The organism is Larkinella ripae, from assembly GCF_054780775.1.
Genome location: NZ_BAAGVR010000014.1, coordinates 74,647 through 97,920 on the forward strand (window position 1 = coordinate 74,647; position 23,274 = coordinate 97,920).

Genomic DNA, 23,274 nt, shown 5'->3' on the forward strand with positions numbered 1-23,274 from the left:
TTTCAGGATTGCGTCTGCCGCTGCACGGAGGCCTGTTGCAAGGCGGTTTTCAGTTCTTCGATCACGATGGGTTTGGCGATGTAATCGTCCATTCCGGCCCGCAGACATTCCTCGCGGTCGTCGGCCATCGCGTTGGCGGTCATGGCAATGATGGTCGGCTGCGGCCCGGTCTGCTGGCGAATCCAGGCGGTGGCTTCCAGCCCGTTCATCTCCGGCATTTGCACGTCCATCAGAATCACTTCGTAAAACCGGCGCTGAACCAGGTCCAGCACTTCGGCGCCATTCTGGGCCAGATGGGGCTGGTAGCCGAGTTTACTGAGGATGTTGAGCGCCAGTTTCTGATTGGCCGGGTAGTCTTCGGCCACCAGGATCTGCAAAGGGTAGTCCTGAGAAAACACCTCCGACAGCGTCGGATGGCCGGTTTTGGCGGAAACCGGCCCCGCTTCGCCCGACTGTTTCAGCTGTTTCTGCACCACGTCGAAAAGCTGCTGCTGCTTGACGGGTTTGGTCAAGACCGCCGAGAAAAGCTCCGGATACGCCTTGCGGCTTTCTTCGCCGATGGAACTCAGCAGAATAATCGGCACGGCCAGACTCCGGTTTCGGATGTTCCGCGCCAGCTGCACGCCGTTCATTTCCGGCATCTGCATGTCGGTCACCACCAGTTGAAAGGGCGCTTCCTGCGTCATGAGCGCCAGGGCCTGCTTGCCCGACGATGCCGCCACGACTACCAGTTTCCACTGTTCCAGGTGTGACTTCAGAATGGTCAGGTTGGTCGGATTGTCGTCGACGAGCAGCACCCGTTTCCCGTCGTTTTCGCCCGTGTTGAAGAAAATATACTGCCGCTGCGCCTGCTGGCTGATCGCGCACCGAATGGTAAAGGTAAACGTGGTTCCTGTGCCGACCCGGCTATCGACCCAGATCGTGCCGCCCATGAGCTTCACCAGCCGTTCGCTGATGGCCAGGCCGAGACCGGTGCCGCCATACCGCCGGGTCATCGACGAATCGACCTGCGAGAACGCCTTGAAAAGCCGCTGCCGCTTGTCTTCGGGAATGCCGATGCCCGTATCCCGCACCCGAAACACCAGTTCGAGTTGCTGATCGCTGATGCGCTCCTGCACGCCGATGCTGACGAATACCTCGCCCCGCTCGGTAAACTTGATGGCGTTGCCCACCAGATTGATCAGGATTTGCCGGAGCCGCAGCGCGTCGCCGATGATCTGCGTCGGAACCGGGTGCTCAATTTCGTACAGCAGATCCAGCTCCAGCTCGGCGGCTTTGCTGGCAAACAAATCCAGCACATCTTCCACGCAGTGCCGCAGATCGACATCGTGTTCCTCCAGTTCCAGGCTGCCGGATTCGATCTTGGAAAAGTCCAGAATGTCGTTAATCACGCCCAGCAGGTTGGTGCCGCACTGGTGAATCGTATCGACGTATTCGTGCTGTTCTTCCGACAACTCGGTTTCCTGCAACAGATAGGTCATGCCCAGCACGCCGTTCATGGGCGTCCGGATTTCGTGGCTCATCGTGGCCAGAAAAACGCTCTTGGCCTGATTGGCTTTTTCGGCTTCTTCGCGGGCCAGTTTTTCCTGCGTTCGCTGTTCGTGAATTTCTTCGACGAGGGCCTGCAAATGTTCCGACTGGGTCTGCAATTCTTCTTTCTGGTACAGCACCTCCGCCGTCCGTTCGCCCACCACTTTTTCCAGGGCGTTTTTTTGCGCGTGAATGGCCAGCACCCGAAACCGGTACAACGCGTAAGCCGCCAGCAACAGGGCGGCTGCCAGCGCCGTGCGAAACCACCAGGTCTGCCAGTACGGGGGCGTAATGACGATCCGCAGGGCCGTTCCCTTTTCGTTCCAGACCCCGTCGTTGTTCGACGCTTTCACCCGGAAAACGTATTCACCGGGGTCCAGATTGGTGTAGGTGGCGGTTCGGGTGCTGCCCGCATCAATCCAGTCCCGATCAAAACCGTCCAGTTTGTAGGCATACTGGTTTTTCTCCGGCAGCGAATAATTCAGGGCGGCAAACTTCAGCGAAATCATCGACTGCCAGTAGGCCAGCGTCAGTTCGGTCGTTTCGCTGATGCTTTTCAGCAGGGGCGAATCCGGCCCGCCAATCGCAACCGGTTTGTTGAAAAGCTGAAAATCGGTGATAAAAACCGGCGGAATGGCCAGATTATCGCGCAGGCTATCGGGGTAAAAGCTGTTCAGACCGTTGGTGCCGCCGAAGAAAATCTCCCCCCGGTTTCCTTTAAAAACCGCCCGCCGGTTGAACGAATTCCCCTGCAAGCCGTCGCTGACGCCGTAGGTCCGGAACGTGCCGGTGCGGGGATTGAATTTACAAAGTCCCTTGTTGGTGCTGATCCAGAGGTTTTTGTGGCGGTCTTCCGTAATGCCCTGAATCACGTCGTTGGGCAGTCCTTCCGGCTCGCGGTACGTCCGAAAGGACTGCGTTTGGGCATCAAACCGGTTCAGGCCGCTGTCCGTGCCGATCCACAGCGTACCGTTGCTGTCTTCATAAATGCTGTTGATCAGGTTGTTGCTCAGGCTGTTCGGCGCTTTTCGGTTGTAGCGAAACGTGGTGAAGGCCTTGCTTTGGGCATCGAACCGATTTAAACCGCCCCCTTCCGTGCCGACCCAGATGGTGCCGCTGCGGTCGCAGTAAAGCGAGCGAATTACGCCGTGGCTGAGGCTGCCCGCCCGGTCCGGACTGGCCCGGTAGTGCGTAAACACCCCGGTTTTTTTGTCGTACCGGCTCACCCCGGCTCCGAGCGTTCCCAACCACAGACTCCCCTGCTGATCTTCAATGATCGTGCAGACACTTTCGTGGCTAACGCCTTTTACGTCATCGCTTTGCGGAAAATTAACAAAGCGATCCGTTGTGGTTTCCCACGCGCTGAGCCCGCCTTTGTAATTGCCGGCCCAGATGGTTCGGTCACGATCTTCGTAGACGCACATGACGTAATTGCTGCCAATGCTGCGCGGATCGCCGGGGCGGTTGACATAGCGCACCCACTGGCCGGTTTCGCGCTGCAGGCGGTTTAGCCCGCCCCCGTCCGTACCCATCCAGACGCGCCCCTGCTGGTCTTCCAGAACCGACAGCACGTTGTTGTTGCTCAGGCTGTTGGCGTTGTCTTTTTCTTTTTCGTACAACTCAAATTTCTGGGGTTCGCGGTCGTAAAAATTAATCCCTCCGCTGTAGGTTCCGATCCACATATCCCCGCGCCGATCCCGGCAGATGGCATAAATCGAGCCGTTGTTCAGGCCTTCGCGGTTGTTTTCGTTGTACGGATAGCGGCTGATTTGCGTGAGGTCTTTGCTGATGACGCTGATTCCGCCGTTGCGCGTGCCGACCCACAAACTGCCGCCCCGCCCTTCTTCCAGCGAAATTACATCGTTGTGGCTAATGGTGTTGGCGTTGGTCGCGCTGTGCTGAAACCGGGTAAACGTCTGCTGATCGGCATTCAGCAGGTTGACGCCCCCGCCTTCCGCGCCGACCCAGATTCGTTTCTGCGAATCCTCAAAAAGCGCCATCAGGTTGTTGTGGCTCAGCGAAGTCGGCTCGGTCGGCTGGTTGACAAAGTGCTGAAAAGTAGAGGAAACCGCATCGAATACATCCAGCCCTCCGCCACTGGTCGCTACCCAAATCCGCCCCCTCGTATCGACCAGAATATCGCTGACAAAATTATTGGCCAGACTACCCGGTTTTGCCGGATCGTGGGTGAACGGCGTGAACGCCTGCGTGGCCGGATCGAAGCGGTTTACCCCCCCGCCAAACGTGCCGACCCACAACCGTCCCCGCCGGTCTTCGGCGATGGTCGTGACCTGGTTGTGGCTGATGCTGTTCAGCTTTTCTGCCATCCGCTGGTAATTGACAAAGGTGTCGGTGTCCCGGTTGAAAAGGCTCAGGCCGCCGTCTTCCGTGCCGACCCACAGGCGTCCTTTACGGTCTTCATAAAGCGCCCGAATAAAATTATGGCTCAGGCTGCCGGGATCTTTCGGGTTGTTCCGGTAAACGGTAAAGGTATACCCATCGAACCGGTTCAACCCGTCCTGCGTGCCAAACCACATAAAACCGCGTTTGTCCTGTAAGATGCAGGTCACATTGCTCTGCGAAAGACCGTCATCCGTCGTAATGTGTTTAAACCGGATGGGGGTTGACTGAGCGGTAACCAGCAGAATTGATAACGGGAAGAGAAGAAAAAAAAACCGTAATGCTTTCGTCATAAACCCGTTGTGCGATTAGGAAGATGAATGATACTTTCTTTGTTTCGTATAACTATGTCTGGTAATTTGCCTAGTTTGTATCAAAAACCGTGCGTAAAATTCAGCAGAAAAACCCCGCCCGGTAATCGCCACCGGCGAAGCCAGCAGGGAGCCCGAAAAGCACCATTTTGTTAGTTATCGGTTTTGTAGGCGCGCTTATTCACTCAGGGCTTCCCGTTATCAAATCCGGTTTTACCGGCCCTCGTTAAAGCCGTTTCTTTGCTTCCCTATGGAACGGTTTGTCACCTTATTCGTCGCCAGCCTGTGCGCGGCTCCGCTGTTTTTCTTTCTGTTTTCCGGAATTGTCTTTTCCATGAACAAAGGGCTTTCCGGGGATAGCGGGCTGGGCGCTGCGTATCTGGGAACCTGGGGCGGTTTTCTGGCGGCTTTCGCCGGTTTTTTTCTGGTGTGGTTTCTGGCGCAGCGGTTTCTGGCCGACCACTACCTGCGCTCCCTCCAGGTTTTCGACGGTGTTGCCCTCATCGGCTGGATTGTCGCTTACTTCATCTGGTCGGACGACCAGCCGTATGTCCTGAACTATTCCGACCAGCGGGCCGTGCTGGAGGTGGAAGTCCGGTTGACGAAACCGTTTCTGAACGGGCAGGCCATCGACTCGACGGTGAGCTTTCAGTTTATCGGGCAGGATTTTGAATCGCGCCAGTCGGTGCAGACGCGGGAGGAAGGCAATGCGGTGATTTTACCCTGGGAGACCACGCCTTACGAAATCAACGGCTGGCGAATGCGGGTTTTTGTCCGGAATCAACCCGTTGATTTCCGGCTGGACCTGCCCAAACGCCCGCTCGAATCGACGGACTGGTCGGGCTGGTCTCCACCCGACGTTGGGCAGCAGCGCGAACCACTGCCCAACGGGGTTTTAGCGAGTATGGCGCTCCGCTACCGGTTTCGGCTGGAACCGTACGGAGTCCGGTAGAAAACCGGTTAAAACAGATTATAAATCTCCTGGATGGACTCCAGTTTTTTCTGAAAGTCGATTTTCAGGTCGATGAGCTTGCCGGTTTTGATGTCGAAAACCCAGCCGTGAACCACCAGCCCCCGGTCGCGGGAGGCTTCCTGAATGGCCGCCGTTTTGATCAGATTCAGGCATTGTTCTTCGACATTCAGTTCCACCAGCCGGTCATACCGGGCATCGATATCGTCAATGGCGTTTAGTTCGTCCTTGTGCAGCCGGTACACATCGCGGATATTTCGCAGCCAGGGGTTCAAAATGCCCAGATCCACCGACTGCATGGCCGCTTTCACGCCCCCGCAATTGTAATGCCCGCACACGACTACGTGATTGACCTTCAGGTGCCGAACCGCGTAATTTACCACCGACATGACGCTCAGATCGATGTTGTTGACCAGGTTGGCGATGTTGCGGTGCACAAACACGTCGCCCGGCTGCACCCCCATGATGTCCTCGGCCGTTACCCGGCTGTCCGAGCAGCCAATATACAGAAATTCAGGAGTTTGCCCCTGCGCTAAATTGCCAAAGTAATTCTCGTCAGTGGCCAGTTTGGCGGCCACCCATTTTTCGTTGTTCTGAAAGATAGTCTCAATACGCATGGAACAGGATGTAAGATGTGAAATGAAATTGGAATACCGGAACGGGTTCCGGCAGCCTAATTTCAGCAAATAATTCCTTTCTATCAAAAAAGCCCCGGTTGGGTACCGCAGGATGCCAGGGCCTTTCCACCGCCTGTTCGCCTTTCTTTTAGCCCAAAATCCGCTTCCGGAGCCAAACTAAACGAATCGTTTTTAGCCCATTTATTATTTTACGACCCCAAACCGGCCGTCGTTAGCGGGCGGCAGCCGCTTCATCCAGCAGCCGTTGCAAAACCGCATCCAGGTCGGTGGTGGCGGGCAGCGTGATCTGAAAAACCGCTTCCAAAACCGTCCGCATTTCGGCCACGCTGGTGAGTTCGCGCTGCTCCGATTCGCGGCCCAGGTGGTGCGTTGTCAACACGGTGTTCCGGAGCGCAAACCGCCCGTCGGCCGTGGGTCGGGCGGCCGAGAGACTCGTCAGAAAATAAGAGTTGGGATTCGTACAGAGGTACCAGCTGAACATTTCGTAATCGGGCAGCAGGTGTTCGCGGAGCGTAAACCGGTAGAGCGGCCGCCACTCGTTCTGAACCTGGGCCTGCAACACCAGTTCTTCGTGGGCTTCAATCAAGCGAAAGTCTTCGTGGGGGGTTCGCTGGACCGTATTCAACGCCAGCCGCAGGGGGCCGGTGGGCGTCAAACCGCCAAAACCGACATCAACCAGCAACCATTCGTCGTCTACTTCCACCAGCAACAGCATGTGGCTGATCGCTTTGACGACACCCTCCGGCACGTTCCACAACACGCGGGCCGCCAGCCCGCGTACCCGAAAACCGAGGGCTTGCAGCGCGTGGCTCAGGAGCAGGTTGTGCTCGAAGCAGTAACCGCCCCGGCCCCCGTACACCATTTTCTGCTGAAGCGAGTCGATGTCGAGCAAAACCGGCAGCCGGAGCAGCGGATTCAGGCTTTCGAACGGGATGGCTTCCACGTGCAGCCGCTGTAGAGCCCGCAGGGTTTCGAGCGTCGCCGTTCGCGCGCCCGCGTAGCCGATCCGCCGAAAATAAGCGTCGAGATTAATGGCAGAAACGGCCGGACGAAGCTCCTGTTTTTGAACAAGATGCGGTAACATAACCAGTCAAGAATAGGGTTGTGTGAAAAATAACCGGGAAAATTTTTTCAATAAATCGACAACGGCGGTTTTGCTGCTGACATAGGGCTGTCACCCCTCCAGTGTTTCTTTGTAGCATACTAAACCAGAAACAATCATGGTACACGCAATCGCCGAAAAAACTGAACTGACGCTGGCATCCCTCGTCACCGATTACGCAATTTACAACGTGTGGGCCAACCAGCAACTGGTCGACTGGCTGAAAACCAAACCCCGTGCGGTCATGGAGCAAACCGTGCCGTCGAGTTTTCCGAGTCTGCACCAGACGCTGCTGCACATCTGGGACACGCAGCGGTTCTGGCTTTCGGTGTTGCAGCAGGTTCCGGCGCCACCTTCGTTTATCTGGGTTGGTTTTGAAGGAACGGTTGACGATATTTTCGAAGGAATGGTGGAGCAGTCGGCGGAGCTGGCCGATTACATCCGGTCGCTGAGCGAAGCCGAATTGCAGGAACGGGTGGTGCTCAAAACGCCCTGGGCCGAAGGGATTCAGTCACGGCTTGAATTTACGCAGCATTGCCTGAACCACAGCACCTACCACCGCGGGCAGGTGGTCACGATCGGCCGCAACCTCGGCTTGACCGACGCGCCCATGACCGATTATTGCTTTTATTGTCTGATGAAATAAAATCGCCCCCGGGACAAGCGATGAAAGACGAAAGAAAATTACTTCTTTTATCGTTCATCGCCGGTCTTTCATCACTTCTCTAAAAATGACCCTTTCGGACCTCCTTCGCTACCGCCTGCATAACCAGCACTTGACGCAGACGACTCTGACAACGCCCGCTGAGCTGGTCGCGTGGTTTGGGGCGGTGCAGGGTCAGGAGTACCTCCCCGCCATGTGGGCCCTTGGAAACCGCCTGCCCGGCAGCACCGAGGCCGTTGTCGAGCAGGCGCTTAGGGATCGAACGATCATCCGGACGTGGCCGATGCGCGGTACGCTGCATTGGGTGGCCGCTGCCGACATTCACTGGCTGCTGGACCTGATTCATCCCCGCTCGCACGCGATTTACGCCAACCACCTGCGCCGGCACGAACTGGACGAAGCCGTGGTCACCAAAAGTTACGACGTGATGACCAAAGCGCTGGCGGGCGGACGGCAACTGAAACGCAGCGAACTGAAAATTTTGCTGGACGAAGCCGGAATTCCGACCAACGAAAACCGGCTGGGTATTCTGTTCGGGCGGGCTTCCTACGACCGGCTCATCTGCCACGGCCTGCGGAGCGGCAACGAATTTACGTTTGTGCTGCTCGACGAGTGGATTCTCAAAACCGCTCCTCTGTCGCGCGAGGAAGCGCTGGCCGAACTGACCCGGCGGTATTTTACGAGCCACGGTCCGGCCACGCTGGCGGATTTCAGCTGGTGGTCGAGCCTGACGCTAACCGAAATTAAAACCGCAATGGAACTGGTGAAGGCCGACCTGCTGTCGGTCGGGATTGACGGACAAACCTACTGGATGCCTGCTTCCCTGCCCGATGCGGCAGCGGAGACAACAACGGCTTTTTTGCTGCCGGTTTACGACGAATACCTGGTCGCTTACAAAGACCGTTCGGCCGCGTTCGCGGGCCTGGATTCGGCGCAGATTGCCCAAACCGGAAACGGTATTTTCAGCCCGGTTATCGTGATCGACGGCCGGGTGGTGGGCACCTGGAACCGCAAGAAAACGAAGCACGCGGTTTTGGTCGAAACCAACCTGTTTGTCAACCTAAGCAGCGCGCAACAACGGGCGTTATCGGCCGCACTAGACCGGTACCAGGCGTTTTTATAAATGGCGGGAAAGGCAAAACCGGTGCCAGCCATGCTCTTCCTCATACTGCACCCGCAAGCCGTAATTTTCGCAGATTTCCTTAATGATGGCCAGCCCCAGGCCCACCGAATCCGGGCCGGTGCCTTCTTTTTTGAACCGCTCAAACAAGCGTTCCGGGTCGGTCGTCAGCGGGCTGCCGGTGTTGCTAAGCCACAACTGGTCCCCCTCCGAAATCAATTCCAGACGGCCTTCCGCGTGGTTGTGCTTGATGGCGTTGTTCACCAGATTCGTCACCAGACTTTCGGCCAGCGGAACCGGCAACTGCACCGCGAACGGTTTTTCGTTTCGCACCTCCACCCCGATCTTTTTGTGCGTCAGCACCTCGTCCATATCCTCCAGCTTTCCGGTGAGCAAAGCCGTCAGATCAATTGTTTGGTCGCCGGTAAACTGGTGATTCTCAATTTTGGCCAGCAGCAACAACCCCTGATTCAGCCGGGCCATCCGCCGGGTGGCCTGGTAAATGTCCTCGATCCAGCGGGTCTGGGTTTCGGTCAGTTTCTCGGATTGAATGAGCTGCTCCACTTTGGCGTTGATCAGCGCCAGCGGGGTCTGAATTTCGTGGGAAGCATTCTCGGTGAATTCTTTCAGGCTACGGTAATCCTGCTGCATTTTGTCGCCCATCTTGCGCAACACTTCGTTCAGTTCCCGAAACTCGTTGATCTCCGGTTTTTCCAGGTGCAGGGGCGTCGTGCTCGCCAGATTGAAGCGTTTGATGCGCGACAGGGTTTCGTAAAACGGATGCCAGAGCCGCCCCGAGAGTTTGCCCTGAAACCAGAACGTTCCGAGCAGCAGCAGTCCCAGACAGGCCGCCATCGTCACCGTAATGACTTCAATGAGCTGGTACGACTGAATCAGTGATTTCCGGATCGCCACCCGGTGCAGCCGCCCCTGAATGGGCGTGTAAAAAGTCAGTTGCCGAAACGGCATCAGCTCGCTATCGTACCGGTTTTGAATCAGCGTATCGCTAAACGTTGCCCGCTGGTTCGAATGGGAGCCAACCGGATCAACGTCAATCTTGTTTTCAACGAAATAGGTGGTATCCGACCAGCTCTTGTGGGTTTTTATATACCCCTCAAAATCAAGCCGTTCCACCTGCAACCGGCTTTCCACCTCCTTGTAAATCAGAAATCGGACGACCTGGTAGAAGGCCAGCCCGGCGAAGAGGTAGATCACCAGCGAAAAAGCCAGGTAGATTTGGTTGGTTTTGGTCAGCAGTTTCAAGATTCTCCGAATTTGTACCCGATTCCGTACACCGAGCGCAGGTAGTCCGACCCGCCTTTTTCCAGCAGTTTCCGGCGCAGGTTTTTAATGTGTGAGTACACCATGTCCAGCGAATCAACCGAATCAATGGTATCGCCCCACAAATGCTCGGCAATGGACACTTTGGTCAGCACCACGTCGATGTTCGACAGAAAATACAGCAGCAAATCGTATTCTTTCCGGGACAAAACCGCCAGTTGGCCGTTGACGTACACCTTCCGGGACGACGGACTGACCACCAATTCCCGAAACCGGATTTCGGTGTGACCGCCAAAATTCCGCCGTCGGATCAGCGACTTCACCCGGGCGTTCAGTTCGGACAGGTGAAACGGTTTGGTCAAATAATCATCCGAACCAATTTCCAGGCCGCGAATTTTGTCTTCCAGCGCGTTGCGGGCCGAAATGATGATGACGCCGGTAGTCGTCAGCAGCTTTTTCAGGGTCTCGATGAGTTGAAAACCGTTGCCGTCGGGCAGCGTCAGGTCCACGATCACGCAGTCGTAATCGTACAGATAAATCCGCTCGTCGGCTTCCCGGAACGTGCTCGCCGTTTCGCAAAGATAGCCCTCCTTGCTCATGTACGCGGTGATGCTTTCGGCCAGCCCTTTTTCGTCTTCTACCACCAGTACTTTCATGCGTCATCAGCTTTTAAAAGCCGCCAAGGTAAACGCCAATGTTGGAAAGATTTGGGAGGTTTTTAGTCGTCCAAATTTTCCTCTGCCCATCCTGTCAACGGTATTACTCTGATTACTACCCTCTGACAAAACAAAAACGGCGGCCGAATTGAACCATTCGGCCGCCGTTTTAATCAGGATTTAATCGGTTACGCCAGCGTGGCATCTACGCTAATGGTGGTGTTAAACAGCTTCGAGATCGGACAGTTGTGCTCGGCGTGGTCGACCAGTTCATCAAACTTCGCCTGATCGAGTCCCGGCACGCTGGCTTTGAGCGTCAGTTTAGAGCTGGTAATACCGCCGTCTTCCAGCGTCACGGCGCAGCTCACGTCCAGCGAATCGGCGGCAAAACCGGCCTGCTGAATGTTGAAGGCCAGTTGCATGGCAAAGCAGCCCGCGTGGGCAGCCGCCACCAGTTCTTCGGGGTTGGTGCCGATGCCGTCGGCAAAGCGGGTGTTGAACGAATATTGCGTCTGGTTCAAAACCGTGCTGGCGGTCGTCAGGGTTCCTTTTCCATCTTTGCCGGTTCCGGTCCAGGTTGCGGAGGCATTACGCGTAATTTTCATAGTGATCTGATTTAGTGTTGTTCGTGATTTATTTTTAATGGCTCAAAGGTAAACGGCGGTTTTCGGACCATTTTTCACCTAGGTTAAAAACCGCCGGATGCACTAAAAATTTTCGCAACGCATACCGGGAACTTGTTGGCGGGCAATCTAATTTTAAAAAAGATGATTCCGTCGAAACAGGCCACCTTATACCACCATCTACAGCAATTTGCTGGTATTTCAGAAGCCGACTGGCAATTGGCCGGGGAGTTCTGGCACGTCCGGACGATGGTCCGGCACGACTATTTTAATTTTCAGAATTCGGTCTGTCGGCAGGTGGGCTTTATTTTGAAGGGACTTTTTCGGGTGTACTACGTGGATCCCAAAACCGAGCAGGAACACAATCTGTACTTCATTCCGGAACACGCCTTTTTGACTTCCCTGAAGGGAATGCTCACGCAGATGACCTGCCCGTACCTGATCGAAGCCTTGGAGGATGCGGAACTGATGGTGATCGACCGCGACCACCTGCAACAGCTATACGCACAGTCGCACGGCTGGGAGCGTTTCGGGCGGTTGCTGGCCGAGCAATATTTCATGTTCAACCAAAGCCGGTCGGAAAGTCTGCTGACCCAGAGCGCGGAGGAACGCTACACCGATCTGCTGAATCATTTCCCGGATCTGCTAAACCGGGTTTCGCTCGGCCACATTTCGTCGTATCTGGGCATCAAAGGCCCTTCGCTAAGCCGCATCCGGGCGCAGGTGGCGCGTCGGTAACGAATGGAGTCGTGTACAGTTCATCCCGCTTTAGTCGCAATTCAGCACGGGGCCCGGTTCAAAGATTTATGTCGCTATGTATTCCAGTTGCCAGTCACCTTACAATACGGTCAACTCAGACGGTGCGCTTCACATTACTCAATGGGCCAGTAAACCCGGTGAATACGTGGAAGGTAAAGACCATTTTATACCCAAACGGCGAAGTTAGCCGGGGCGGCAAGGCCATCACGTGCAAATTTCGCGTGAAACGAATCCGTTAAAACGTCTGCCCGTCTCCTTTTTCCCAAATGTTTCCAACATTGAACGCGTGCTTTGCAATTCCTTGACCGTGAAGAATCAAAAAACCGGTCGGGCTACAGGGCATGAAACAAGCACGTGATCAGGAAACCGTTCAACAATCCGCTGGCGGTCGGCGACGCAGCCGGACCGTCGGATTGCTTCTGCTGGGCGCCGGTTTGCTGACGAAACCGGCCGCCGGGCAATCCGTCAATCTCCGCCAGGCCATCGAACAGGGCACGCAGGCGTATCCGTTCCTGAAATCCAAACAGGCCGAGGTCCAGAGCGCCGAAAAGCGGGTGCAGGCCAGCCGGACGGAGTTTCTGCCCAGCATGATCGCTCAGGATCAATACACCTACGCGACCAGCAACGCCCTGAACGGTTCGTTTTTTCCCAACGAAGGAACGGCCATTTCCACCTCCGGTGGCATCCGGCCCGATAATATTTACCAGGGCACCACCGGCAGTTTCGTCAGCGCCGTCATCGACTGGCGGATCGTCAACTTCGGGCGGGTAAAAGCCAATGTGAAAGCCGCCGAAGCGGATCATCAACGGTCGCAGTCCGATTACGAAAACGAACTTTTCCAGCATCAGGTCCGGATCATCGACGCGTATTTGACGCTCTTGGTCAACCAGAAACTGGTGGATGTGCAGCGGGCGAACTTCGAACGGGCGCAGACCTTTAAAAAGGTAGTCGATGCGGGCGTTAATTCCGGCATGCGGGCGGGCGTTGATAGCTCGCTGGCCACGGCCGAAGCCGTTCGCGCCAGGCTGCAACTGCTAGAAAGCGAACAGCGCGAACAGGTGCAGCGGCTGCGGTTGTCGGAACTCGTCGGCCAGGTGCAGCCCGGTCTGCGGGTCGATAGCATGCGGTTTTACACGACGCTGCCCCAGACCCGTTTCCAATCCGATTCTCTTTCGCCCAAAAACCCGGTTTTGCGGCTTTTCCAATCCCAAATCAACCTTTCGGCCGCCCGGAGCACGGCCTTGCAACGGTCCATGCTGCCCTCCATTTCGCTGGTCGGAGCGGGCTGGGCGCGGGGTTCGGGATTCACCAACGCTGACGAAACGTTCCGCATGGATTTCAACCGGGGGCTGGGCTATCAGGCCACGAATTACCTGTTCGGGGTCGTCGCCCGCTGGAATCTGACCAACACCCTGCGGCTCAAACACGATTACCGCAGCGAGCAGTTTCAGGTCGAGCGGTTCCGGCAACTTTACAACGACCAGCAACTGCGCATCACCCGGCAAAACCGGGAAGCCGACACCCAACTGACGGTCGGGCTGGAACAGGCCCGGCAGGCGCCCGTTCAGCTCCGGGCGGCCCGGCAGGCCTACAACCAGGCCCAGGCCCGCTACCAGAACGGCCTGGCCGATCTGCCCACGCTGCTCCAAAGTTTTGTCACCCTCAACCGGGCCGAAATCGACGGCTATGTCGCCACCAGCAACGTCTGGCGGTTTCTGCTCCTGAAAGCCGCAGCCGAGGGAGATTTGTCGCTGTTCATGAACCAGATAAAATAACGTATCCGGTTTTCGGTTTACCGTTCTCCGTTGACTGATGCATGCCGTTCCCCTGATGCGTCAGCCACCGTAAACCGACTACCGAAAACTGAAAACCCAGAAATTTTATGTATCAAATCATTCGTTCGGCCCTGCGGAAACCCATTTCGGTGGTGGTAGTGGTACTCGGTATCCTGTTTTTTTCGGGGCTGTCGCTGGTGACCATCCCGGTGGATATTTTCCCGAATCTGGATCTGCCCACCATTTACGTCGTTCAGCCCTACGGCGGGATGGCCCCCGACCAGATGGACGGTTTTATCGCCACCCGTTACCAGGACCACTTTCTGTACGTTTCCGGTATCCGCGACATCGACGTTAAAACCATTCAGGGATTGTCGCTGATCAAACTTTCGTTTTATCCGGGTACCGACATGGCCCAGGCGGCTGCCGAGGTCGCCAACAACGTTTCCAGGGCCAAAGCCTATATGCCGGAAGGAACCGTGCCGCCCCAAGTCGTGCGGTTCGATGCCAGTTCGGTGCCGGTGGGGCAGTTGGTGTTTGAAAGCCAGAGCCGTTCGCTGAACGAAATTCAGGATTTTGCCTCGTCGCGGGTACGGCCGATGTTCTCCCGGATTCCGGGCGTTTCCAGCCCTCCGCCGTTCGGGGGAAACCAGCGGACGGTCATCATCAAGGTCGATCCGCAACGGGTGCGCAGCTACCAGCTCACGCCCGAAGAGGTCATCAAGTCGATTGTGACCAACAACCAGCCCTCGCCCGCCGGTAACATCCGGATTGGCGACAAAGCCCTGATGACGCCGGTGAACTCGCTGGTGAAGCGGCCCGAAGATTTCCTCAACATCCCGATTCGCGTGGGGGCCGGACCAACGGTTTTCGTGCGCGATATTGGCACGGTGGAAGACGGAGCCGACGTAACGGTGAGCTACGCGCTGGTCAACGGACGCCGGGCGGTGTACATTCCGGTCGTCAAAAAGTCGGATGCGTCGACGCTCGATGTGGTGAACAACATCCGCCAAGCCCTGCCCGAGCTGCGCGCGGCCGTACCGGAAGACGTGAAGATTTCCTATGAATTCGACCAGTCGGTGTACGTGACCAACGCCCTCAAAAGTCTGGTGACGGAAGGGATTCTGGGTGCGGTTTTGACGGGTTTGATGGTGCTGCTGTTTCTGCGCGACTGGCGGAGCGTGATCATCGTCATCACAACCATCCCGATCTCGATTCTGGCCGCCGTGCTGATGCTCAATCTGTTCGGGCAGACCATCAACATCATGACGCTTTCGGGCCTGGCGCTGGCGATCGGGATTCTGGTCGATCAGGCGACGGTGACCATCGAAAACATTCACCAGCATTTAGAAATGGGGCAGGGCACGAACGCCAAGCCCAAAGCCGTAGCGATCTGGGATGCCTGTAAGGAAATCGTCTTCCCGGAATTTCTGATTCTGCTGGCCATTCTGGCGGTTTTTGCCCCCGCGTTCGTCATGAGCGGGGTGCCGCGCTCGATGTTTCTGCCGCTGTCACTGTCGGTGGGGTTCGCCATGATCGTCTCGTTCCTGCTTTCGCAAACCTTCGTGCCGGTACTGGCCAACTGGCTGCTGAAAGATCATCCCCAGCACGAAGCGCCGACGCTGGCGCTGGATGCCAATGAACGTCATGCCATGCTGGACGAAGCCGCTCATCCGGCCAAAAATCCGACCGGTTTTGACAAGTTCAAGCAACGGTATTCCCATGTCCTCGAAAAAATCCTGAACCGTCGCGGGCTGGTCGTGGGCGGTTATCTGGTGGGCAGTCTGGTGATTATTGTCCTCTGTTTCAGGGTCATCGGAACGGACATTCTGCCGCACGGCAACAGCCACCAGTTCCAGATGCGCCTGCGGATTCCGGACGGAACGCGGGTGGAACGCACCGAGATGGCGACGCTGAAGGTGCTGGATATCATCAAAGAAGCCGTCGGTGCGGACAACGTGGAAATTTCATCGGCCTACGTCGGCACGGTGCCGTCCAGCTACGGTACGTCCAACATCTTCGTGTTCAACAGCGGCCCGCACGAAGCGGTTTTGCAGGTCTCGCTCAACGAAGAGCATCCGGTAAACATGGACGATTTAAAGGAAGACCTGCGGGGGCGCATCGCCAAAGCCCTGCCCATGGCGGCCATTTCCTTCGAGCCGATTGAGTTGACCGAAAAAATCATGAGCCAGGGCGCGTCCACACCGATTGAGGTGACGGTGGCCGCCAAGGACCTGGCCGAAGCCGGGCGGTTCGCCGACAAGATCCGGGATGAAATGACGAAAATCGACTTCCTGCGCGATGTGCAGATTGCCCAGCCGCTGCAATACCCGGTTCTGAACGTGACGCTGAACCGCGAACGCGCCGGACAACTGGGCGTTACCTCCACGCAGGTAGCCCGGTCGATGGTGGCGGCTACCTCGTCCAGCCGGTTTACCGACAAAAACCTCTGGCTCGACGAATCGAAGGGGCTGGCCTATCAGGTGCAGGTGCAGATTCCGGAATACAAAATGAGCAGCGCCAGCGACATCGGCAACATCCCCTTGAAAAGTGGCGAAATGCACCCCTTGTTGTCGGATGTTGCCACGTTTACGGAAGGAACCGCCCCCGGTGAATACGACCGCGCCGGGCCGAACCGGCTGGTGACGATCACAGCCAATTTGCAGGAAAAAGATTTGGGGTCGGCGCAGAAAGCCGTTACACAGGCCATCAACAATGCGGGCGAACCGCCCCGGGGCGTCCTGGTCGAACTGGGCGGCCAAACCAACCTGCTGACCGATACGCTGAGCAGTTTGCAAACCGGTCTGCTCGTCGCCATTGTGATCATCTTCCTGCTGCTGGCGGCCAACTACCAGTCGTTTAAACTGTCGCTGGTGATTCTGGCGGCCATTCCGGCGGTGGTGGCCGGGGCCTTGCTGATGCTGCTGGCCTGCGGAGCAACGCTCAACCTGCAATCGTACATGGGACTGATCATGTCCGTGGGCGTGTCGGTGGCCAACGCCATTCTGATGGTGACCAACGCCGAGAACCTGCGGCTGGAAACCGGCGATACCCGCAAAGCCGTGGTGCTGGCGGCCAACAGCCGGATTCGCCCGATTCTGATGACCAGTATTGCCATGATTGCCGGGATGGCACCGATGGCATCGGGCATGGGCGAGGGCGGTGATCAGATTGCTCCCCTCGGTCAGGCCGTGATCGGCGGCTTGATTGCCTCCACGCTGGCGGCCCTGCTGGTTTTGCCCTGCGTCTTTACGCAGTTTCAGACCAAAGCCGCCCTGCAATCGGTATCCCTCGATCCGGAAGATCCGGAAAGTAAATTTTATCATCAACCGGTAAGCCCCGCACTGTAAGCCATGAAAAATCCCCCTCGCTCCTTTCCTTCTTTACTCCTTCACGCCCTGGCTTCAAACCTTGTTTGGCCCGTGGTTGCCGCAGCCGGTATGGCGGCCTGCACCTCAGCCGCCAGTGAAGAAAAGAAAACCGTCAAAGCGCCCGAAGTTCAGCGGGTGGCGACGGCGGAAGTTCAAACCCTGCGCCCCAGCCGACCGATCGTTCTGCCGGGCGAACTGAAGCCCTGGAACCGGGTGAGCCTGTACGCCAAAGTGAAAGGGTTCCTCCGCGAAGTGCGCGTTGATCGCGGCTCGGCCGTTCGGAAAGGACAGGTGCTGGCGGTGCTCGACGCGCCCGAAGTGCTGTCGGAACTCGCCCAGGCCCAGGCGCAATTGCAGGCGCAGGAAGCCGCCATCAACGAGCAGAAAGTCCGGTTCCGCGCGAGTCGGCTCACGTACAACCGCCTGCTGCAAACCAGCAAAGTGGAAGGGGCGGTTTCGCTGCACGAACTCGATCAGGCCGAAGCCCGGATGCTGGCCGACAGCGCCACAGTGGCCTCGGCCACCGGTACGATTCGGGCCAGCCGGTCGAACTACCAGACCAAAAAAGAACTGCGCCAGTACCTGACCATCACCGCGCCCTTCGACGGCGTCATCACCGAGCGGAACGTGAGCGCCGGGGCGCTGGTGGGTGCGGGCGACAGCAATGCCAAACCGCTGTTTGTGCTCGAAGACAGCCGGACGCTGCGCCTGACGGTGGCCGTTCCGGAAACGTTCGCCAACCAATTGCCCAACAAAAGTGCGGTTTCCTTTACGGTGAGCGCCATGCCGGAGCAGCAGTTCAACGCCAAACTGGCCCGGAGCGCGCAAAGTCTGGTGGAAGCCAACCGGGCGATGATGGCCGAGTTCGACGTGGACAACAAAACCAATCTGCTCAAGCCCGGTATGTACGCGGAGGTTCGGCTGCCGGTAGAGCGCACGGCGGCCACGCTGTTTGTGCCCAAAACCGCCGTGGTCAGTTCCAGCGAAAAAACGTTTGTCATTCGCGTCAACAACAACAAGGCCGAGTGGGTGACGGTGGAAAAAGGCAACACGCTCGACAGCCTGGTGGAGGTATTCGGCGGAGTGCGGGCGGGCGACCCCATTGTCCGGATCGCGTCGGAAGAAATCCGCGATGGTCAGGCCGTAAACGCCAGTCGGAAATGAAGCGGTATCTAATCGGGTTCTGGGTGGTTTTGCTCCTGGTTCAGGGCTGCCGGATGCACCGAAATCAGTACCAGCTGGTGTATCGCAACGATGCGGGCGGTTACCAGCTTCAGCAACCGGATCTGCGGGCGGTGCACGTCCACTGGCACCCGTACCAGGTTCAGGTTACGACCGATGCGGGCCAGAAAAAAACCGCATCCACCGACCAGCTTTGGGGATACCAGCAGAAAGACGGCACGTTGTACCGGCTCTACCTGGGGAGCACGTACGAAGTAGTCGAGGAAAAAACGCTGACGCTCTACCGCCAGTCGGACTTTGGGGAGGGCGCCACGGAGCATTACTTTTTCAGCGTGACGCCCGACGAGCCGGTTTTGGCCCTAAACCGGCATAACCTCGAAGCCGCCTTTGTCAACGACCCCTGCATGCAGACGGTGATTCAGCAGACCTCGGCCCGGTCCTGGCTCAAAGCTCGTCAGCACCACAACCGGCTCCTCGAAGCCTACGCGCTCTGCCGCCAGAAAACCGCCGGAACGCAACGTTCGCCGGCCACTGATTAGTCTTCGTAAAACTCCAGAGGCAACCCGTCCGGATCGCTGAAGAACGTAAACCGTCGCCCGGTCTGTTCATCGATCCGGATGGGCTCCACCGCCACGCCAGCCGCTTCCAGGGCGGTTTTGGCGGCTTCGACATTTTCCACCGCAAACGCCAGATGCCGCAGCCCCAGCGCTTCGGGCCGCGAAGGCCGCGCGGGCGGGTTGGGGAACGAGAACAGTTCGATGACGTACTGCCCGTTCAGCGCCAGATCCAGCTTGTAGGAGCTGCGCGCAGCCCGGTTGATTTCCTGTAAAATTTCCAGCCCCAGAATCTCCGTGTAAAAATGCTTCGACCGTTCATAATCGGAGCAGATGATGGCAATGTGGTGAACGTGCTTGAGTTGCAGCATATACGGGTTATTCAATAAGAAAAAAACGATATTTTTTAGAACGACAAAGCAGATTTCCGGCACAAGCTGCTTTAGTATCATGATGCCCGTTTCGGACGGCCAACCGGTTAAAAACCGGTGCGGCTTTCGGCAACGGCTCGTACTATGATGAAACGAAATACCCGATGAAACCAAAAGCTCCTCCCAAAACCGGATCAGGGCAACCGGCGGTTTTTCAACATTCCCGGTCTGCCCTGTCGTTGCCTGGCCCCTCGGGCTGGATCGCTACCGTCGATCAAATAAAAAAGAAAAAACGTTAAAAAACCGTTAACTGAAATAGAATGACCCGGTCATTGCTAATGCGCATCAGTTCCGTTCTCCTATTCGGCATCGCTTTTCTGCTCCATTCCAGCCTGACCATTCGGGTGGCCGACCCGGTGCGGGTTTTGGTGTTTTCGAAAACCAAAGGCTGGAAACACACGTCCATTCCGTTCGGGATTGCGGCCCTTCAGAAACTTGGCCGGGAGAACAACTTCCTGGTCGATACCACGAAAAATGCCGCCGTCTTCACCGACGAAACTTTAAAGAAATACGCCACGGTAATCTTTAACAACACGACCGGCAACGTTCTGAACGGTGAACAGCAGGCGGCATTTGAACGCTATATTCAGGCCGGGGGCGGTTACGTCGGGATTCACGCGGCTGCTGACACCGAATACGACTGGCCCTGGTACGCCAGGCTGATGGGCGCGCATTTTGCCAGCCACCCGCACAACCCAAACGTCCGGAAAGCCACCGTCGACGTGACCGACCACAAACACGTTTCAACCGTGCAGCTGCCGGACCGCTGGGAGCGCACCGACGAATGGTACAACTACCGCTCGTTTTATACCGGCATCAAACCGCTGGCCTACCTCGACGAGAGCAGCTACGAGGGCGGCACCAACGGCGCCAATCACCCCATTAGCTGGTACCACGAATTCGACGGCGGGCGGGCGTTTTACACCGGCAACGGCCACACCGACGAAAGTTTCAGCGAACCGCTGTTTCTGAACCACCTGCTGGGCGGAATCAAATACGCCATTGGCAATGGAAAACCGCTGGACTACCAGAAATCGTACGCCAAAGTGACGCCGGAACCCAACCGCTTCGTGAAAACCGTACTGGTCAATGACCTGGCCTCACCGATGGAGCTGGCCGTGACGCCCGACGGACGCATCTTTTTTACCGAACTCCAGGGCAACCTCTCGGTGTATGACACCAAGAGCCGGAAACACGCGCTGGTGCATAAATTTCCGATTACGTTCGCGGGTGGAACCGGGCTGATCGGCGTGACGGTCGATCCGAACTTTGCCAAAAACGGGCATCTTTTTGTCTACTACGCCCCGGCCGGCCAAACCGACGAACCGATCAATTTTCAGCTTTCGCGCTTTACGGTTTCGGCCACTAACCAACTGGATCTGAAATCGGAGAAAATTCTGCTGAAAGTGCCGGTGCAGAAAAACAGCGGTTCGCACCACGGCGGCTCGCTGGCCTGGGACAAGGACGGCAACCTGTATCTGTCGACCGGCGACAGTTCCAGCCCGTTTCCGTCGGACGGCTATTCGCCCATGGACGAGCGGCCCGGTCCGGAATTTTTCAGCCTGGATGCGCAGCGCTCCTCGGCCAACACGAACGACCTGAAAGGAAAAGTGCTGCGGATTCACCCCGAACCCGACGGCAGCTACACGATTCCGGCCGGAAATTTGTTTCCGAAAGGAACTGTTAAAACCTTACCGGAAATCTATGCAATGGGCTGCCGGAACCCGTACCGCATTGCGGTTAATCCGAAAACATCGACGGTCTATTGGGGCGAAATCGGGCCGGATGCGGGCAAGGAAGGGCCGCAGGGGCCGCGCGGTTATGACGAGTTCAACCAGGCCAAAAAAGCCGGCAATTTCGGCTGGCCGCTGTTTGTCGGCAACAATTACGCGTACGTGGACTGGGACTTTGCGACCAAAACCGCCGGGCCGAAATTCGACCCGAAAGCGCCCGTCAACACCTCCCCGAACAACACCGGTTTGAACCAGTTGCCCCCGGCCATGCCCGCCATGATCTGGTATCCGTACGCGGCTTCGGAGGAGTTTCCGGAACTGGGGCAGGGCGGCCGCAGTGCGATGGCGGGCAAATTTTATGCGTTTGACAAAACCTCAAAATCGGCGGCCAAATTTCCGGAGTATTACGACGGCAAGCTGTTTGTGTTCGACTGGATGCGCAACTGGGTGCTGGCGCTGACGTTCGACGAAAACGAAAATTACGTCCGCAGCGAACCTTTCATGCCCGGCAACGGCGACTTCCGGCGGCCCATCGACCTCGATTTCGGCCCCGACGGTGTCATGTACATGCTGGAATACGGCTCGGTATACGGCGCCGATAACGAAGATGCGCGGCTGGTCAAGATTGAATACAACACCGGAAACCGCCCGCCCGTGGCGCAGGCCAGCGTGCAGGATACGGCCATTGAAAACCGCCTGGACCGGACGGTTTTTCTGACCTCCGAACGCCGGAATTTCCCGATTCTGCGTGAAATGGCCGGCCCCGCGCCCCTGCGGGTGATGTTTAGCGGACGCGGCAGCCGCGACCTCGACGACGATGATGAGGTGAACTACCGGTGGTGGTTCGACGGAAAAACCGCGGGCGCCACCACGCCGAATGCCAGTTACACCTACACCAAACCGGGCGTTTACAAAGCCATTCTGAACGTAACGGACAAGGCCGGTCTGGTGGGGCGCGATACGGTTGTTGTGAAGGTCGGCAATGCCAAACCGGCGGTGGCCATTGCCAGCACGCAGAACAAATCGTTTTTCTGGGAAGGAAAACCGTTTGCCTATGCGGTAAAGGTGCAGGACCGGGAGGACGGCAAAATTGATCCGAAGCGAATCAAGGTGTCGTATAGCTATAATCCGCAGCCGAGCACGCTCGACCCGAACGCGCCCAAGTCACCGACCTCGGTGCTGGTCAGCAATCCGCCGGGCAAAATTCTGATGGACGCCAGCGATTGCAAAGCCTGCCACACGATTGACAAGGTGTCGGTCGGGCCGTCGTTGCTGGCCGTGGCGCAGCGGTACAAAAGCCAGACGGATGCACTTGATAAACTGGCGACGAAAATCATCAACGGCGGGGGCGGCAACTGGGGAACCGTGCATGTCATGAGCGCCCACCCCCAAATTCCGGTGACCGATGCGCAGGAAATGGTCCGTTACATTTTCTCGCTGACCGACAAACCGCGCGCGCCAAAAACCGCACCCTTGCAGGGCTCCCTGACGTTCAACGATCACCAGAAAGACGAACCGAACGGCCAGTACACGCTGCTGGCGTCGTACACCGACAAAGGTGGGCAGGTGGTGGGGCCGCTCACCGGCACCGAAGCCGTGACGCTGCGAAACGCAAAAGTGCTTTCCATCTACGCCGATGCGCACCCCGGTTTTGCGCGGTTCGGAAAAAACCTTTCGCAGGGCGGTCATAAGGCCTACATTCTGTTGAAAAACATCGACCTGACCAACATCAAACAGTTCGTTTACGAATACGCATCGTCGGAACACGCGGGCGAAATTCAGGTCCGGATCGACTCGCAGGCCGGTCCGATCATCAGCACCACGGCCTATCAGCCCACCGGCAACGGCAACACGCTGAAAGAAGTGACCGGCGCGCTCACCAAACCGGTGTCGGGGCGGCACGATGTCTACTTTTTTGCCATCAAACCCATCAAACCGAATGAGTCGATTCTGAAACTGAATAGCATTGAGTTTCGGGAATAAAGGCGGTATACGGTTTTCCGTTTTCGGTATACGGTTTTCGGTGGGCCGGCGAAAACGGAAAACCGTATACCGAAAACCGCACCCTGAAGTGCGCAATTTTATTCGGCAAATCTGGCATTTTAACAGCTTTCACTTGCATAAATCGCAAATCATCGGTCTATTATTTATGTTTTAAGAATTAATGCTGTTAT

At 56.9% G+C, this 23,274-nt stretch carries 16 protein-coding genes; 9 read left to right on the plus strand and 7 right to left on the minus strand.

Annotated elements, in window-relative coordinates; translation table 11 throughout:
* Nucleotides 1-2: 2 nt before the first annotated feature.
* On the minus strand, nt 3-4,223 hold the full coding sequence (locus ACYVHX_RS07220) for a hybrid sensor histidine kinase/response regulator (RefSeq protein WP_460670959.1): 4,221 nt from the start codon (nt 4,221-4,223) through the stop codon (nt 3-5).
* A gap of 268 nt (nt 4,224-4,491) precedes the next feature.
* On the opposite strand from ACYVHX_RS07220, the gene ACYVHX_RS07225 reads away from it, so the two are divergent.
* Nucleotides 4,492-5,193 carry a hypothetical protein gene (locus ACYVHX_RS07225; protein ID WP_460670960.1) on the plus strand — a complete coding sequence of 234 codons (702 nt, stop codon included), beginning with the start codon at nt 4,492-4,494 and terminating at the stop codon, nt 5,191-5,193.
* An 8-nt stretch (nt 5,194-5,201) separates the two neighbouring features.
* Here ACYVHX_RS07225 and ACYVHX_RS07230 read toward each other — a convergent pair whose 3' ends face one another.
* Together ACYVHX_RS07230 and ACYVHX_RS07235 are read right to left on the minus strand one after the other, a co-directional pair.
* Nucleotides 5,202-5,828: a carbonic anhydrase gene (locus ACYVHX_RS07230; RefSeq protein WP_460670961.1), complete on the minus strand. Its 627-nt coding sequence runs from the start codon at nt 5,826-5,828 to the stop codon at nt 5,202-5,204.
* 232 nt (nt 5,829-6,060) lie between these two features.
* Nucleotides 6,061-6,933 carry an arylamine N-acetyltransferase family protein gene (locus tag ACYVHX_RS07235; protein ID WP_460670962.1) on the minus strand — a complete coding sequence of 291 codons (873 nt, stop codon included), beginning with the start codon at nt 6,931-6,933 and terminating at the stop codon, nt 6,061-6,063.
* A gap of 136 nt (nt 6,934-7,069) precedes the next feature.
* On the opposite strand from ACYVHX_RS07235, the gene ACYVHX_RS07240 reads away from it, so the two are divergent.
* Nucleotides 7,070-7,597 (plus strand): DinB family protein, encoded by a 528-nt coding sequence (locus ACYVHX_RS07240; protein WP_460670963.1) that lies wholly within the window; start codon nt 7,070-7,072, stop codon nt 7,595-7,597.
* 85 nt (nt 7,598-7,682) lie between these two features.
* Entirely contained in the window at nt 7,683-8,738 is a 1,056-nt protein-coding gene (locus tag ACYVHX_RS07245; RefSeq protein WP_460670964.1) for a winged helix DNA-binding domain-containing protein, read from the plus strand.
* Here ACYVHX_RS07245 and ACYVHX_RS07250 read toward each other — a convergent pair.
* From ACYVHX_RS07250 to ACYVHX_RS07260, 3 genes are all read right to left on the minus strand, one after another.
* Nucleotides 8,733-9,998: a sensor histidine kinase gene (locus ACYVHX_RS07250; protein WP_460670965.1), complete on the minus strand. Its 1,266-nt coding sequence runs from the start codon at nt 9,996-9,998 to the stop codon at nt 8,733-8,735. The two genes, ACYVHX_RS07245 and ACYVHX_RS07250, sit on opposite strands and share 6 nt — an antisense overlap.
* Entirely contained in the window at nt 9,995-10,672 is a 678-nt protein-coding gene (locus tag ACYVHX_RS07255) for a response regulator transcription factor (RefSeq protein WP_460670966.1), read from the minus strand. The genes ACYVHX_RS07250 and ACYVHX_RS07255 overlap by 4 nt, the downstream gene beginning before the upstream one ends.
* A 188-nt stretch (nt 10,673-10,860) precedes the next feature.
* A complete protein-coding gene (locus ACYVHX_RS07260) occupies nt 10,861-11,277 on the minus strand; it encodes an OsmC family protein (RefSeq protein WP_460670967.1) in 417 nt (138 codons plus the stop codon).
* A gap of 162 nt (nt 11,278-11,439) precedes the next feature.
* On the opposite strand from ACYVHX_RS07260, the gene ACYVHX_RS07265 reads away from it, so the two are divergent.
* From ACYVHX_RS07265 to ACYVHX_RS07285, 5 genes are all read left to right on the plus strand, one after another.
* On the plus strand, nt 11,440-12,033 hold the full coding sequence (locus ACYVHX_RS07265) for a Crp/Fnr family transcriptional regulator (protein ID WP_460670968.1): 594 nt from the start codon (nt 11,440-11,442) through the stop codon (nt 12,031-12,033).
* Nucleotides 12,034-12,395: 362 nt separating this feature from the next.
* Nucleotides 12,396-13,829, plus strand: a complete 1,434-nt coding sequence (locus ACYVHX_RS07270; RefSeq protein ID WP_460670969.1) for a TolC family protein — start codon at nt 12,396-12,398, stop codon at nt 13,827-13,829.
* A gap of 107 nt (nt 13,830-13,936) precedes the next feature.
* Nucleotides 13,937-17,179 carry an efflux RND transporter permease subunit gene (locus tag ACYVHX_RS07275; RefSeq protein ID WP_460670970.1) on the plus strand — a complete coding sequence of 1,081 codons (3,243 nt, stop codon included), beginning with the start codon at nt 13,937-13,939 and terminating at the stop codon, nt 17,177-17,179.
* 3 nt (nt 17,180-17,182) lie between these two features.
* On the plus strand, nt 17,183-18,364 hold the full coding sequence (locus tag ACYVHX_RS07280) for an efflux RND transporter periplasmic adaptor subunit (protein ID WP_460670971.1): 1,182 nt from the start codon (nt 17,183-17,185) through the stop codon (nt 18,362-18,364).
* Entirely contained in the window at nt 18,361-18,921 is a 561-nt protein-coding gene (locus ACYVHX_RS07285) for a hypothetical protein (RefSeq protein WP_460670972.1), read from the plus strand. Before ACYVHX_RS07280 ends, ACYVHX_RS07285 begins: the two co-directional genes overlap by 4 nt.
* On the opposite strand, the gene gloA2 is transcribed toward ACYVHX_RS07285, so the two are convergent.
* On the minus strand, nt 18,918-19,307 hold the full coding sequence (gloA2, locus tag ACYVHX_RS07290) for an SMU1112c/YaeR family gloxylase I-like metalloprotein (protein WP_460670973.1): 390 nt from the start codon (nt 19,305-19,307) through the stop codon (nt 18,918-18,920). The two genes, ACYVHX_RS07285 and gloA2, sit on opposite strands and share 4 nt — an antisense overlap.
* A 320-nt stretch (nt 19,308-19,627) precedes the next feature.
* On the opposite strand from gloA2, the gene ACYVHX_RS07295 reads away from it, so the two are divergent.
* Nucleotides 19,628-23,083: a ThuA domain-containing protein gene (locus tag ACYVHX_RS07295; RefSeq protein WP_460670974.1), complete on the plus strand. Its 3,456-nt coding sequence runs from the start codon at nt 19,628-19,630 to the stop codon at nt 23,081-23,083.
* The last annotated feature ends 191 nt before the right edge of the window (nt 23,084-23,274 follow it).